This window comes from Fulvimonas yonginensis (assembly GCF_037137055.1).
GTDB lineage: Bacteria > Pseudomonadota > Gammaproteobacteria > Xanthomonadales > Rhodanobacteraceae > Frateuria_A > Frateuria_A yonginensis.
Genome location: NZ_JBBBNY010000002.1, coordinates 262275 through 276286 on the forward strand (window position 1 = coordinate 262275; position 14012 = coordinate 276286).

Genomic DNA, 14012 nt, shown 5'->3' on the forward strand with positions numbered 1-14012 from the left:
GTCTACTGCGGGCGGCGCGGCGCCGGTCAAGCGGGCTCCGCCGGCCTGTGCCGACTGGGCTAGGATGTGCGCCGGGCCACGGGGGAGCCGTATGCCGACAACTGTGGGCGCATTGCGCGAGGTGGCCGCCGGCGAGCGGCGGGTGGCAATCACGCCGGAAGTGGCGAAGAAGCTCGCCGGCCACGGCGTACGCGTGCTGCTGGAGCACGGCGCCGGCGTGGCCGCCGGATTCCCCGACCGGGCCTACGCCGGTGCGGAGTTCGCGCCGGCCTCGCAGGTGCTCGCGCAGGCCGACCTGCTCGCCTGCGTGTTGCCGCCGGACGAGGCGGCGCTGGCCCAGTTGCGCGAGGGCGCAACGGTGGTCGGCCAACTGCGGCCGCACGGCGCGGCGGCGCGCATCGTCGCCCTGGGCAAGCGCAAGCTCACCGCCTTCGCGCTGGAACTGCTGCCGCGCACCACGCGCGCGCAGGCGATGGACGTGCTGAGTTCCCAGGCCGCGGTGGCCGGTTACCGCGCCATGCTGATCGCGGCCGAAGCCTGCCCGAAGTTCTTTCCCATGCTGACCACCGCGGCCGGCACCATCCGGCCCTCGCGCGTGCTGGTGATCGGCGCCGGCGTGGCCGGACTGCAGGCGATCGCGACCGCGCGCCGGCTCGGCGCGCAGACCGAGGGCTACGACGTGCGGCCGGAGACGCGCGAACAGGTGCAGTCGTTGGGTGCCCGGTTCCTCGACCTGGGGGTCAGCGCGGCCGGCAGCGGCGGCTACGCCCGCGAGCTTTCGGCGCAGGAGCGCGATGCGCAGCAGCGGGCGCTGGCCGAGCACCTGAAGACGGTGGACGTGATCGTGACCACTGCGGCGGTGCCCGGCCGCCCGGCGCCGAAGATCCTGTCCGCCGCCATGGTCGAAGGCATGAAACCCGGCGCGTTGATCGTCGACCTCGCCGCCGAGAGCGGCGGCAACTGCGAACTGACCCGGCCCGGGGAGCGCGTCGAGCATGCGGGGGTCGTGGTCCTGGGTCCGCTGAACCTCCCTGCCGGCGCGCCGCAGCACGCCTCGGAGATGTACGCGCGCAACGTCTACAACTTCATCGAGCCCATGCTGAAGGACGGAACGCTGGAACCGGACTTCCGCGACGAACTGGTCGAGCGCACCTGCGTGAGCCGCGGCGGCGAGCCGCACTTCCACAGCTGATGGCGGGGGCGCGGGCGTTCGCGTCCGGCCCGCCCACCGGGTTATCTTCGGCGCGTTTACCCTGGGAACCGGGAACATGACAGGCAGGCGGGCAGGGGCGAGGGAGCGGATGCATGCCGGCGGCGCTTGACCGCGAGGCGCCGGTCACGCGCGAGGATGCGCTGGCGGCGATCCGCGCATCGCTCGCCCGCGGGTCGGCCACGCCCACGCTGGGCACGGACGATCGCGAGAGCTACCTGCGCATGCAGGCCGAACGGTTGCTCGAGGCGCTGATCGAACCGGTGCCGGTGAAGGTCGTCGCGCAGACCTTCGACCATGGACTGCTGTGGCTGCTCGAGCGGCAGCCGGCTTTCGCCGTGGCCCGCGAGGGCAGGCAATGGCTGGGCTTCCTGCCGCGGGCCGGCGAGTTCTTCCTGGCCTGCGGCCGCGCCGAGGACGCGCTGATCGCGCTGGGTTTCCACTCGGACGACGTCCTGGCCGAGTGGCTGGGTTAGCGAGGCATCCTGCCCGCACCCGCTCAGTGCGAAGGCGGTGGCGGGCCGTGCGGCGGCCCCGGGGACGAGCCGGGCGGCGGGCGATCGAGCTCCTGCAGGCGCTGTTCGATGGACTGCGCGTGCCACTGGCGCAGCAGCCGTTCGCGCTGGTCCGGCGGCATGTGCTGGAAGCGCTCGTAGGCCTCGTGCAGGCGTTCGCGCTGGTCGGGCGGCAGGCGGTGGAACTTGCGCATGTTCTCCCGCGCGCGCTCACGCTCTTCCGGCGTCATCTGCTGCCAGCGCGCGATGCGCTGGCGGATTTCCTCACGCCGGTCGGGCGGCAGGGTGACCCAGCGCTCGGCGCGCTGCAGCATGTGCTGCTGCTTGCGCGGCGGCAGGCGGTCCCAGCGGTCGCGCAGCGGCGCCAGCACGTCGCGCTGGGCCGGGTCCAGGCTGCGCCAGGGGCGCGGCGGTGGCGGTGCGGATGCCGCGCCCGGCGGCGGTGGCGCGTGCTGCGCGTGCAGCGGCGCGAGGCCGGCCAGGGCGAGAAGCAGGCATGCGGTAACGGGTCGGATCATCGGTCAGTGCCGTGCGGCGGTGCGGTCGTTGGCCGCCAGCCAGCCGTAGAAATCGAGGTTCTGGTACAGCTGCGGATCGGCGCTGTCGGCGTCCGGCGGCAGGTCGGTGTCGGCGTCGAGCGCCGGGGCCTGCATGGCGCGTTGCGGCGCGGACGGCGCGTGCCGCAGCGGTTGCCAGATCATCAGCATGGCCAGCGCGAGCACCGCGAACGCCCCGGCGGGCAGCAGCAGGCGCGAGGGAAGGCGCAGCGGCGCGGTATGGCGCGCGGCCAGCGCGGCCCGGCGCGCCGCGCGCAGCCGCTCGGCGGTGGCCGGATCAAGTTGCCGGCTCGCCTCCTGGTACAGCGCGCGGGCGCGGCGGGCGAGCTTGTCGGGATCGGGCGTCATCGCCAGTCCTCCAGTTGGTCGCGCAGATGATGCATGGCACGCGACAGGTGGGTTTTCACGCTGCCTTCGGAGCAGCCCATGGCCTTGGCCGTGTCGGCCACGTCCAGGCCTTCGAGCATGCGCAGCAGGAACGCTTCGCGCTGCCGTTGCGGCAGGTTCCGCACGGCCGCGGAGATGTCGTTCCAGGCCTTGCTGTCCTGCAGCCGCTGCAGCGGGCCGGGCGCGTTGTCGGCGGGCTCCCAGGCAGGCAATTCCTCGCCCTCGTCGTCGCGGCCGCCGAGCCAGCCGACCACGATCGAGCGCACCTTGCGCCGCCGCTGCAGGTCGACGATGCGCCGGCGCAGGATGCCCCAGAACAGCGGCGTCCATTCCTGCGCGGGCTTGTCGCCGTAGTGCTTGACCAGCCGCAGCATGGCGTCCTGCACCGCGTCGAGCGCGTCCTCGCGGTGTCCCAGCTGCAGTTCGGCCAGGCGGAACGCGCGCCGTTCCACGTCGGCCAGGAACGCGTCCAGCGTGGCCGGCACGGCGCGCGCGTCCGTCGCCAGCAGCTCGCTGTCGAGGGTGCCGGCTAGGCTGTTCATGGGGTCGAGATCCGCGTCATCGGCAGGCAGGCCCGGTCGGGGGTCGATCGGATGCATCAACGCGGCAGGCTCGCACGGGTTGACGCCCGCCCGTATGATGGGTTCCGTCGAACGGGCGCGCGAACAGGGGATGGGGTCATGCTCGACGGGTTCCTGGCGCTGTACGTGTTCATGCTGGCGGCCTTTACCGGCTACGAGATCATCGCGCGGGTGCCGGTGATCCTGCACACGCCGCTGATGTCCGGTTCCAACTTCGTTCACGGCATCGTGCTGGTGGGGGCCATGATCGCGCTGGGCCATGCGCAGACGCCGCTGGAGATCGGCATCGGCTTCGCCGGGGTGCTGCTGGGCGCCGGCAACGCGGCGGGCGGCTACGTGGTCACCGAGCGGATGCTGGAGATGTTCAAGTCCAGCCGTCCGGGCGGGGAGGCGCGCTGATGGCCTGGCTGCCCGGGGCGATCAAGGCCTGCTATTTCCTCGCCGCACTGCTGTTCATCCTCGGACTCAAGCGCATGAGTTCGCCGCGTACGGCCCGCGGCGGCATCGTCTGGGCCGGCGTGGGCATGGCGCTCGCGGTGGCGGCGACCTTCGCGCTGCCGGGGCTCGCGCATCGGGGCCCGATGCTCGCGGCGGTACTGCTGGGCACCGCGGTGGCGTGGTGGTCCGGCCGGCGCGTGGCGATGACCGCGATGCCGCAGATGGTGGCGCTCTACAACGGCATGGGCGGCGGCGCGGCAGCGGCGATCGGTGGCGCCGAACTGGTGGGCTACGTCGGCACGGCGATCACGCTGCTCGACGGCGGCCGGTTCACCGCCGACGGCCAGGCACCCGGGACCACGCAGCTCGCGCTGGCCGTGCTGGGGGCGCTGATCGGCGCGGTGAGCTTCTCCGGCTCGCTGGTCGCCTTCGCCAAGCTGCAGGGCTGGCTGGACCGGCGCTTCGTGTTCCGCGGCCAGCGCGCGCTCAACCTGCTGGTGTTCGCGCTCGCGGTGGCGGCCGGCGTGGCGCTGGCGTCGGGCCTGCTGGCGCCGGGGCTGATCGCCGGGTTCTTCGCGCTGGCGCTGCTGTTCGGGCTGATGATGACGCTGCCGATCGGCGGCGCCGACATGCCGGTGGTGATCTCGCTGTACAACGCCTTCACTGGCCTGGCGGTGGCCTTCGAGGGCTTCGTGCTGGGCAACGAGGCGATGATCATCGCCGGCACGGTGGTGGGCGCGGCGGGCACCCTGCTGACCCAGCTGATGGCGAAGGCGATGAACCGCTCGCTGGGCAACGTGCTGTTCGGCAGTTTCGGGGGTGCCGGCGGCGGCACGCAGGGGATCGGCGGCGCACAGAAGCCGATCGAGGCCTCCGATGCGGCGGTAATGATGGCCTACGCCGAGCGGGTGGTGATCGTGCCCGGCTACGGCATGGCGGTGGCGCAGGCGCAGCACAAGGTGTGGGAGTTCGCGCGGTTGCTGATCGACCGTGGCGTGAAGGTGCGCTTCGCGATCCATCCGGTCGCCGGCCGCATGCCGGGCCACATGAACGTGCTGCTCGCCGAGGCGGGCGTGCCGTACGACCTGATCGCGGACATGGACGAGATCAACCCGGAGTTCCCCGGCACCGACGTGGCGCTGGTGATCGGCGCCAACGACGTGGTCAATCCGGTGGCCAAGACGGATCCGGCCTCGCCGATCTACGGCATGCCCATCCTCGACGTGGCGGCGGCCAGGCACGTCGTCGTGGTCAAGCGCGGCAAGGGTACCGGCTTCGCCGGCATCGAGAACGCGCTGTTCTATGCGGACAACGCGCGCATGCTCTACGGCGATGGGCAGGCGGTGGCGGCGGAACTGGTGGCGGCGCTCAAGGCGCTGGATGCCTGAGCGGGGCGGTGCGGTCAGATCGAGCGTCCAGCGCTCACGACTGCGGGCGAGGCTGCCGCCAGGCGATCCACGCCGCCAGCAGCGCCCCGGCGAACGCGAAGCCGATGTCGGCCGGGCGCAGCGCCAGCCGCGCCAGCGCGAGCAGCATCATGGGACCTGCCTCGCGCATGGCATCCAGCAGGCCGATGCCGAGTGTTCCGGCCACGCGCACGGCGGCGGTGAGCATCGCCACGTAGACCCCCGCAAGCACGGTGGCGCCGGCGGCGAGTGCGGCGGCCAGGCGGCCGGGAGAACGGATCCACGCGCGCACGGCCAGCCCCAGCAGCCAGCCGGCCGGCAGCGCCAGCGCGGGCAGCGGCCGTTGCAGCGCCATCGTGGGCAGCATCCACACGGCCCCGGCGGCCAGGCCGAGCATGGCCGTACTGAAGGCGGCGAACAGCGGGGAGATCAGGCGCACGGGCGGCGACCGCAAGGCAGGTGATCGGGACTCATGCGCTTCCTGGGCGAACGAAACCGACATGATAACCGGCCGCGTCCGCTGGGACGGCGCGCACCGTTCCTTGAGAATCGGCCACGCGGGCCTGATCTTGACCGGCGGGGCATGCCGCGGCGCGGCATAATAGAGCGTTCCCCCCGCGGCTCGCCGCGGCCTCGACGACAGCGGCAGGATCGGCATGAGCGGTTTCAGTCTGAGCAGCGAACCCTTCACCCTGGAGCGCGACTGCGAAGCGGTGATGGTGCCCCAGGGCGAGACCGTCATGCTGCCGGCCGGGCAGATCGGCTACATCACCCAGGCCCTGGGTGGCAGCTTCACCGTGTACGTCGAAGGGAACCTGTTCCGCGTCGCAGGAAAAGACGCCGACGCGCTGGGCAAGGAGCCGCCACCGCCGATCGAGCTGGCTGCCGACGCCAGCGACGAGGACGTGGAAAAGCTCGTCTGGCAGCAACTGCGCACGGTGTTCGATCCGGAGATCCCGATCAACGTGGTCGAGCTGGGGCTCGTGTACGACGTCGCGATCGAGCCGGCCGGCCAGGGCAACCGCAAGGTCTACGTCAAGATGACTCTGACCGCGCCCGGGTGCGGCATGGGCGACATTCTCGTGGACGACGTGCGCACCAAGCTGGAGCTGATCCCGACCGTCGCCGAAGCCGACGTGGATCTCGTGTTCGATCCGCCGTGGAACCATTCGATGATGTCGGACGCGGCGAAGCTCGAAACCGGCATGCTCTGATCGCGCGCTCCGCGCGGCGCAACCTTCTCCCTCCCTGACGAACCCGTGCGCCGTTGCGCGGCGCGCGCGCGTCGTCGCGCGTTGCCGTGACGCGGTTTTCGCGCGCGCGTAACACGCACGATCACACATCCGATGCCTAGGAAATTTTCACCCTTGACCCCCTCGCAACTTCTTTCTTATCGTCGACGAATCCGTTGGCGGGGAGGTTGACGGATGGTCCTGCGGCGGCGCCAGGGGAGTCCCGCGCCGCACTCGCATGATGAGCCCGCGTACTGCCCTCTCAGGGACGAAAAGGGGGAGAAGCAGCGCGTGTCGGTATGCAGCCAGGACCGCTAGGCAAGCCACTGGCGCCGTGCCTGCACGGCAACGTTACGCATGGGGTCCGCGCGACCGCATCAGGGTCGTTCGTCCCCACGAATCAGGGAGTACCGAAATGCCCAGCACTATCCGTCTCAAACTTCTGGCAGCGGCGATCGGCATGGCGACCGCGTCGGTCGCGGTCGCCGCCAACACCGAGCACGTGCATGTCCAGAACCTCGGCGCGGTGCCGGCCGGCAGTCTCGCGCAGCGCCTGAACCTGGGTGCCGACATGTCGCTGTCCGCACGCAGCACGGCGCACCTGCCCAATGGGCGGCAGGTGGTGCGCCAGCAGCAGATGTACCGCGGGGTACCGGTCTACGGCCGCAGCATCGCCGTGGTCCAGGACGCGCAAGGCAACGTGCTGCATGCCACCGGCGACGTCATGAAGCTGCCGGCCAACCTGGCCGCGCCGTTGTCGGTGACCCCGCGCCTGAGCGCGGCGCAGGCGATCGACGCGCTCAAGTCGCACGCGCACACGCTGCTGGCGAATGCGCCGGTCAGCAACCAGAAGGCGGATCTGTTCGTCTACCCGCAGGACAACGGTTCACCGCGTCTGGTGTACCGCACGTCCTATTTCGTCGGCGGCGACCATCCGAGCCGCCCGACCGCGATCATCGACGCCAACAGCGGCGCCGTGATCAAGAGCTGGGATGGCCTGACCGACGCCACCGCCAACGGCCCGGGCGGCAACCAGAAGACCGGCAGGTACTACTACGGCACCGACTACGCGGCGCTGGACGTTACCCAGTCGGGCAGCACCTGCTACCTGCAGAACGCCAACGTCAAGACCAACAACCTGCACCAGGGCACCGGCCCGGGCACGCTGGTCAGCTTCACCTGTCCCACCAGCGATACCGACGCCATCAACGGCGCGTATTCGCCGGTCAACGACGCGCACCACTTCGGCGGTGTCGTGCACGACATGTACCAGGCCTACACCGGCGCGCCGCCGCTGAACATGCAGCTGGTCATGAACGTGCACTACAAGAGCCAGTACGAGAACGCGTTCTGGAACGGCTCGGCGATGTATTTCGGCGACGGTGCCAGCACGTTCTATCCGCTGGTCTCGCTGGACGTGACCAGCCACGAGATCAGCCACGGCTACACCGAACAGAACTCCAACCTGGAGTACAGCGGCCAGTCGGGCGGCATGAACGAGGCGTACTCGGACATCGCCGGCGAGGCGGCCGAGTTCTATGACCGCGGCAGCAACGACTTCCTGGTCGGCCAGGAGATCTTCAAGGCCAGCGGCGCGCTGCGCTACATGTGCAACCCGCCGCAGGACGGCGGCTCGATCGACAACGCGTCCCAGTACTACAACGGCCTGGACGTGCACTACTCCTCGGGCGTTTACAACAAGGCGTTCTGCCTGCTCGCCAAGACCACCGGCTGGGACACCAAGAAGGCGTTCCAGGTGTTCGCGCTGGCCAACAAGTCCTACTGGACGGCCACCGAAACCTTCAACTCCGGCGCCTGTGGGGTGGAGTCGGCGGCCACCGATCTCGGCTACAGCGCTGCCGACGTCGCGGCCGCCTTCACCCAGGTGGGCGTGACCTGCCCGAGTGGCGGCGGTGGCGGTGGCGGCGGCACGACCGCGCTGCAGAACGGCGTGCCGGTGAGCGGCGTGTCCGGCGCGGCGGGCGCGGACAACGACTTCACCATCCAGGTGCCGGCCGGCGCCACCAACCTGGTGATGTCGATCTCCGGCGGCACCGGCGATGCCGACCTCTACACCAAGTTCGGCTCGGCCCCGACCACCAGCAGCTACGATTGCCGCCCCTACCTCACCGGCAACAATGAAAGCTGCTCGGTGTCCGCGCCGCAGGCCGGCACCTACTACATCAAGGTGCACGGTTACTCCTCGTACTCCGGCGTGACCGTGAAGGCGTCCTTCAGCACCGGCGGCGGTGGCGGTGGCGGCAGCAGCCAGCTGCTCGGCAACACCGGCTTCGAGACCGGCTCGGCCGCGCCCTGGAGCGCCAGCTCGGGCGTGATCGACAACAGCAGCAGCGAGCCGGCGCATACCGGTTCGTGGAAGGCCTGGCTGGACGGCTACGGCAGCAGCCATACCGACACGCTGTCGCAGCAGGTGAGCATCCCGAGCGGCAAGACCTCGGCGACGCTGCAGTACTACCTGCACATCGACACCGCCGAGACGACCACCTCGACCGCGTACGACAAGCTGTACGTGCGGGTGTACAACACCTCGGGCACGCTGCTGGGCACGCTGGCGACGTTCTCGAACCTGAACAAGGTCTCCGGCTATGCCGTGCACACGGCGAACATGTCCAGCTACATCGGGCAGACGGTGGTGCTGAAGTTCACCGGCACCGAGGACTCCTCGCTGCAGACCTCGTTCGTGCTCGACGACGTCACCCTGACCGTGCAGTAGGCGAGCGGCAGGGGGCCGTCACCCGGGCGGCCTTCTCCCGGCGGTGCATGCATCGCCCTCGCGACGCCCGGCACTTCGGTGCCGGGCGTTTTTGCGTCTACGGCATGTATCTGCAGGCCACCGCTCCGGCGCTGCATGTGCCCTGAAAGGCTCCGCGGGTGCGCCGCTCCGGCGATTTACATTTGTCTGTGGATATTCACGCAATTATTTGCACAGATAATCAGCAAGTAAATACGATTTTAATGACCGCGAGATGAATTTCTTGGATTAATTCCAATTGACCGCGTGATAATCGCGAACCTATGGTTCCGTTGGCCGGCGAAGAATCGCCGGTGTTCCCGCCTGGCGCCTGCGAGGGGGCGGCGCCAGCCCCGGACAACGACGCGGTACGCCTGCCGACGGAGCGGCTGGCGGCTGTCCGGCGCGGCGGAACGGGGGTAACTCAATGGAGCCGCATTGCTGCGGCATTGGCACGCATGGGGTCCAAACGGCCGCATCGAGGTCGTTTGCGCCCTGAAAAACCTATCGGGGATTTACATGGCAAATCATTTTCGTCTGAGGATGCTGGCGGTCGCCGTCGGCATGGCGGTCACCACGTGGGCGGGCGCCACCGGCAGCAACGCGATGGTCGCGACGCTGACCCACGCACCCAAGCTGCGCCAGGGTGAGGCGGTCGTCGGGCCGCTGAGCGCGACGCAGCCGTTGCATATCGAAGTGGCGCTCAAGCTGCGCAACCAGGCGCAGCTGCAGAGCTTCCTCGCCGCTGCGCGCTCGCCCAGCATGCTGATCGCGCAGCGCACGATGAGCCCGCAGCAGTTCGCCGCCGACCATGCGCCGACCGCCGCGCAGGCCGAGGCGGTGGCGAAGTACCTGCGCGACGCCGGCTTCACCAACGTGCAGGTCGCACCGAACCACCTGCTGGTTTCGGCCGACGGCACGGCCGACGTGGCCAGCGCCGCCTTCGGCACCGAGTTCGCCCAGGTGCGCGACCAGCACGGCCGCGCCGCCTTCATGAACACCACCGACGCGCACATGCCGGCGGCGCTGGCCGACAGCGTGCTGTCGATCATCGGCCTGCAGAACGTGCATCGGCCGCACACCTTCGTGCAGTACCGCCAGAGCGGCCTGACCACGCAGTCGGTGGCCGGCCACAACCCGGTGGACTTCTCGGCGATCTACGGCGGCACCGGAGTGCAGAACGCGGCCGGCGTCAACGTCGGCATCATCACCCAGGGCGCGATCAGCCAGACGATCACCGACCTGAACACCTTCACCTCGCGCAACGGCCTGCCGACGGTCACCACGCAGACCATCAACACCAATGGCACCAGCTCCGATACCAGCGGCCTGGGCGAGTGGAACCTCGACAGTCAGGACATCGTGGGCGCTGCCGGCGGCCAAGTCGGCAAGATCACCTTCTACAACATCCCGACGCTCTCCAACGCCAACCTCACCGCCGACATCAACCGCATCGTGTCGGACAACCAGGCGAAGATCATCAACGTCTCGCTGGGCGAGTGCGAGACCTACACGCAGCAGGATGGTTCGGCCGCGGCCGATGACCAGGCCTTCCAGCAGGCCACCGCGCAAGGCCAGACCTTCTCGGTGTCTTCCGGCGACTCCGGCGCCGACGAATGCGGCGACGGCGGCATCACCCCCAGCTATCCGGCGAGTTCCCCCTACGTCGTCGCGGTGGGCGGCACCACGCTCAACACCTCCGGCACCAGCTGGACCGGCGAGACGGTGTGGAACGGCACGGGCGGCAGCCCGAGCACTTTCGAAGCCAAGCCGAGCTGGCAGGGCACGGTGGTGTCCGGCACCAAGCGCGGCGTGCCCGACATCGCCTTCGACGCGGACCCGAACAGCGGTGCGCTGGTCATCGTCAACGGCGGCACCCAGCAGATCGGTGGCACCAGCCTGGCCGCACCCATCTTCTCGGGCATCTGGGCGCGCATGCTGGCGGCCAAGGGCACCAGTCTGGGCTTTGCCGCGCCGCTGATCTACCAGCTGCCCTCGACCGCCTTCCACGACGTCACCTCGGGCAGCAACGGCGGTGAGTCCGCGACGGCAGGTTGGGACTACACCACCGGCTTCGGCAGCATGATCATCAACAACGTGCTCAGCAGCCTGGGTGGTGGCGGCGGCGGTGGCGGTGGCGGCAGCAGCCAGCTGCTCGGCAACACCGGCTTCGAGACCGGCTCGGCCGCGCCCTGGAGCGCCAGCTCGGGCGTGATCGACAACAGCAGCAGCGAGCCGGCGCATACCGGTTCGTGGAAGGCCTGGCTGGACGGCTACGGCAGCAGCCATACCGACACGCTGTCGCAGCAGGTGAGCATCCCGAGCGGCAAGACCTCGGCGACGCTGCAGTACTACCTGCACATCGACACCGCCGAGACGACCACCTCGACCGCGTACGACAAGCTGTACGTGCGGGTGTACAACACCTCGGGCACGCTGCTGGGCACGCTGGCGACGTTCTCGAACCTGAACAAGGTCTCCGGCTATGCCGTGCACACGGCGAACATGTCCAGCTACATCGGGCAGACGGTGGTGCTGAAGTTCACCGGCACCGAGGACTCCTCGCTGCAGACCTCGTTCGTGCTCGACGACGTCACCCTGACCGTGCAGTAAGGCAAGAACGCCGAGGGGCCGCACGCGCGGCCCCTCGGACGAATCCGCCTGGGCAGGCCTCAGGCCTGTTCGAAGCGGTTGGCGTCGCGGTTCTTGCGCACCTTCGCCGGGTCCCAGACGCGTCCGTTCATGGTGATGTAGACGCCGTCGGGCAGGGTCTGCACGGCGGCCACCGCGCAGCCGATGTTGAACACCGCATCCGAGCCCTGGAACCGCGCCGGATTGAGCGCACCCGTCAACACGATCACCTTGCCCGGAATGGAGGCCAGTTCGCGCGCGGTCTCCACCATGGTGTCGGTGCCGTGGGTGACCAGCACGTGCCGGTGCGGCTGAGCCTCGATGGTCGAACGGATCAGCGCGCGGTCCTCCGCGGTCATGTGCAGGCTGTCCTTGCGCAGGATCGGGATCACGTCGAACCCGAACGCCACCCCGAGCTGGCCGAGGATCTCGCCGATCTGCGGCGCACCGATCTTGTAGTCCGACTTGTCGTCGAAGTAGATCTTGTCGATGGTGCCGCCGGTGGTGACGATGGTCAGATGCTGCATGGGGGCTCGGCCGGATGGGAGGCGCGTAGTTTAGCGGTTCGGGCGTCGCGGGGAGGCGCCGGCCGGCGATCCCGCCGAAGCCGGGCGGATGCCGAAGCGCGTCGTCACAGCAACAGCCGCGTATCGGCCGCATCCGCCCCCACCAGCCGATCCAGCCCATGCGCCACGAAGCGCCGCAGTGCCGCCCCCAGGCGCATGTCGCCGCGCTCGCGCGCGAAGGTGGACTGGCGGGCCAGCAGGGCTGCGGCGGCACAGCGGGCGAGGGTAATCGCCGACCCGCGCGCCGCGGCTTCCAGCGCGCCGCGTTCGCCGGCCAGCGCCTGCGCCTGACGCGTGGCCGCCTCGAGCGTGGCGTGGACGGCCGCCACCGCGTCCGGTTCATGGCTGTCCGCGACCCAGCCCGCGACGGCCGTGCGCAGCGCGGGCAGCCCCTCGTCGAGCGCGCGCAGGCTGTCCAGCGCAAGCACGTTGGTGGTGCCTTCCCAGATCGAGTAGACCTGCGCATCGCGCAGCAGCTGCGGCAGGCCGGTGTCCTCGATGTAACCGGCGCCACCGAAGCATTCCAGCGCCTCGGAGCACAGCGCCACCGCCAGCTTCCCGGTCCACAGCTTGGCCAGCGGCGTGAGCAGGCGCAGCAACGCGGGTTCGTGCGGGGCGGCCTGGGCCTGCTCCACGCGGCCGAGCAGCTGCACCACTTCGAAAGCGAGCGCGAAGGCGCCCTCGAACTCCGCGCGCATGCCGGCCAGGGTCTGCGCATGCAGCGGCTGTTCGATCAACGGCCGGCCGAAGGCCTCGCGCCGCGCCGCGTAGTCGCAGGCCAGCGCCAGCGCACGGGCCATGCTCGCGACCGCGCACACCGCGTTCCAGGTGCGGGTGACGTTGAGCATCGGCGCGACCTGGCGCACGCCATGGGCCAGCTCGCCCAGCGGCCAGGCGGGCAGCCCGTCGAGGTGGATCTCCGCGGTGGGGAGTTCGCGCGTGCCCAGCTTGTCCTTGAGCCGGTCGACCACCAGCTGCGGCTTGCGCCCGCTGCCGTCCATGGTCTCGACGTAGAACAGCGCGAGCGCCGCGGTGCCTTCGCCGGCGCCCTCGGGGCGCGCCAGCGCCAGCGCCGCTTCGCCGACCACTGCCGAGCTGAACCACTTGCGCCCGTACAGCCGCCACTGCCCGTCGGCGTCCCGCCGCGCGACGGTGCCGGTGCGGCCGACGTCCGAGCCGCCGGTCGTCTCGGTCATCCATTGGCCGCTCAGCCAGAACGCGGCCGGGTCGCGGCTGAGGAAATGCGGCAGCGCGCGCTCGATCAGCGCCCTGTTGCCGCAGGCCTCGAGCGCCGCGATGGCGCCATCGGTCATCGCCAGGGGGCAGGTGTAGAACTCGCTGGCCAGGTGGTAGAGGTAGACCCGCGCGAACTGCTCCAGTCGCGCATGCGCGTGCGGCGCGTGGCCGGCGGCCAGGATGCCGTAGCGGGTGGCCAGTTGCGGCCCCTCCTGCCAGGCGGCGGTCAGTTCGATGCGGTCCACCCGGCGGCCCCAGGCGTCCCAGCGGGTCAGCACCGGCGTCTTGGGCGTGCTGCGGCGGGCGCGCTCCCAGGCGAACTGCGCGTAGTCGCCCAGCGCATCGAGGTCGGCATCCAGCGCAGCGCGGCGATCGGCCGGCATCGCCCGGTCCAGCAGGGCCAGCAGCGTACGGTCGTTGCGGTAGGGATGGACCAGCTGCGGCGCGGGTTGCAGGAAATCCATGGCGCGCTCCGGTGGTTCGGTATGCGCGAGTATAGGC

The 14012-nt window shown here is 70.1% G+C and carries 13 protein-coding genes; 7 read left to right on the plus strand and 6 right to left on the minus strand.

Annotated features, from left to right (window positions below; genetic code table 11):
- Positions 1 to 91: 91 nt before the first annotated feature.
- Positions 92 to 1192, plus strand: a complete 1101-nt coding sequence (locus tag WAT24_RS04350; RefSeq protein ID WP_336806609.1) for an NAD(P) transhydrogenase subunit alpha — start codon at positions 92 to 94, stop codon at positions 1190 to 1192.
- A gap of 113 nt (positions 1193 to 1305) precedes the next feature.
- Complete coding sequence (locus tag WAT24_RS04355) at positions 1306 to 1686, plus strand: hypothetical protein (RefSeq protein ID WP_336806610.1); 381 nt, start codon at positions 1306 to 1308, stop codon at positions 1684 to 1686.
- A gap of 23 nt (positions 1687 to 1709) precedes the next feature.
- Here the strand turns inward: WAT24_RS04355 and WAT24_RS04360 are convergent, their stop codons facing one another.
- The 3 genes from WAT24_RS04360 to WAT24_RS04370 are packed head-to-tail and all read right to left on the minus strand — an operon-like array spanning position 1710 to position 3211.
- Positions 1710 to 2243, minus strand: coding sequence for a DUF3106 domain-containing protein (locus WAT24_RS04360; RefSeq protein WP_336806611.1), 534 nt, complete (start codon positions 2241 to 2243; stop codon positions 1710 to 1712).
- A gap of 3 nt (positions 2244 to 2246) precedes the next feature.
- On the minus strand, positions 2247 to 2630 hold the full coding sequence (locus WAT24_RS04365; protein ID WP_336806612.1) for a hypothetical protein: 384 nt from the start codon (positions 2628 to 2630) through the stop codon (positions 2247 to 2249).
- Entirely contained in the window at positions 2627 to 3211 is a 585-nt protein-coding gene (locus WAT24_RS04370) for an RNA polymerase sigma factor (protein ID WP_336806613.1), read from the minus strand. Before WAT24_RS04370 ends, WAT24_RS04365 begins: the two co-directional genes overlap by 4 nt.
- A 138-nt stretch (positions 3212 to 3349) precedes the next feature.
- Between WAT24_RS04370 and WAT24_RS04375 the strand changes: the two genes are divergently transcribed.
- Together WAT24_RS04375 and WAT24_RS04380 are read left to right on the plus strand one after the other, a co-directional pair.
- Positions 3350 to 3649: an NAD(P) transhydrogenase subunit alpha part 2 gene (locus WAT24_RS04375; RefSeq protein WP_336806614.1), complete on the plus strand. Its 300-nt coding sequence runs from the start codon at positions 3350 to 3352 to the stop codon at positions 3647 to 3649.
- Positions 3649 to 5076, plus strand: coding sequence for an NAD(P)(+) transhydrogenase (Re/Si-specific) subunit beta (locus WAT24_RS04380; protein ID WP_336806615.1), 1428 nt, complete (start codon positions 3649 to 3651; stop codon positions 5074 to 5076). Before WAT24_RS04375 ends, WAT24_RS04380 begins: the two co-directional genes overlap by 1 nt.
- 34 nt (positions 5077 to 5110) lie before the next feature.
- Here WAT24_RS04380 and WAT24_RS04385 read toward each other — a convergent pair whose 3' ends face one another.
- The gene (locus WAT24_RS04385; RefSeq protein ID WP_336806616.1) at positions 5111 to 5533 is read right to left on the minus strand and encodes a hypothetical protein; all 423 of its coding nucleotides are present in this window, start codon (positions 5531 to 5533) and stop codon (positions 5111 to 5113) included.
- A 217-nt stretch (positions 5534 to 5750) separates the two neighbouring features.
- Between WAT24_RS04385 and sufT the strand changes: the two genes are divergently transcribed.
- The 3 genes from sufT to WAT24_RS04400 all read left to right on the plus strand — a co-directional run bounded on the left by sufT (position 5751) and on the right by WAT24_RS04400 (position 11691).
- Entirely contained in the window at positions 5751 to 6308 is a 558-nt protein-coding gene (gene sufT, locus WAT24_RS04390) for a putative Fe-S cluster assembly protein SufT (RefSeq protein WP_336806617.1), read from the plus strand.
- A gap of 433 nt (positions 6309 to 6741) precedes the next feature.
- Complete coding sequence (locus WAT24_RS04395; protein WP_336806618.1) at positions 6742 to 9060, plus strand: M4 family metallopeptidase; 2319 nt, start codon at positions 6742 to 6744, stop codon at positions 9058 to 9060.
- A gap of 537 nt (positions 9061 to 9597) precedes the next feature.
- On the plus strand, positions 9598 to 11691 hold the full coding sequence (locus WAT24_RS04400; RefSeq protein WP_336806619.1) for a protease pro-enzyme activation domain-containing protein: 2094 nt from the start codon (positions 9598 to 9600) through the stop codon (positions 11689 to 11691).
- Positions 11692 to 11750: 59 nt separating this feature from the next.
- On the opposite strand, the gene WAT24_RS04405 is transcribed toward WAT24_RS04400, so the two are convergent.
- Together WAT24_RS04405 and WAT24_RS04410 are read right to left on the minus strand one after the other, a co-directional pair.
- Entirely contained in the window at positions 11751 to 12236 is a 486-nt protein-coding gene (locus WAT24_RS04405; RefSeq protein WP_336806620.1) for an asparaginase domain-containing protein, read from the minus strand.
- A 104-nt stretch (positions 12237 to 12340) separates the two neighbouring features.
- Positions 12341 to 13975, minus strand: a complete 1635-nt coding sequence (locus WAT24_RS04410; RefSeq protein ID WP_336806621.1) for an acyl-CoA dehydrogenase family protein — start codon at positions 13973 to 13975, stop codon at positions 12341 to 12343.
- Positions 13976 to 14012: the final 37 nt, after the last annotated feature.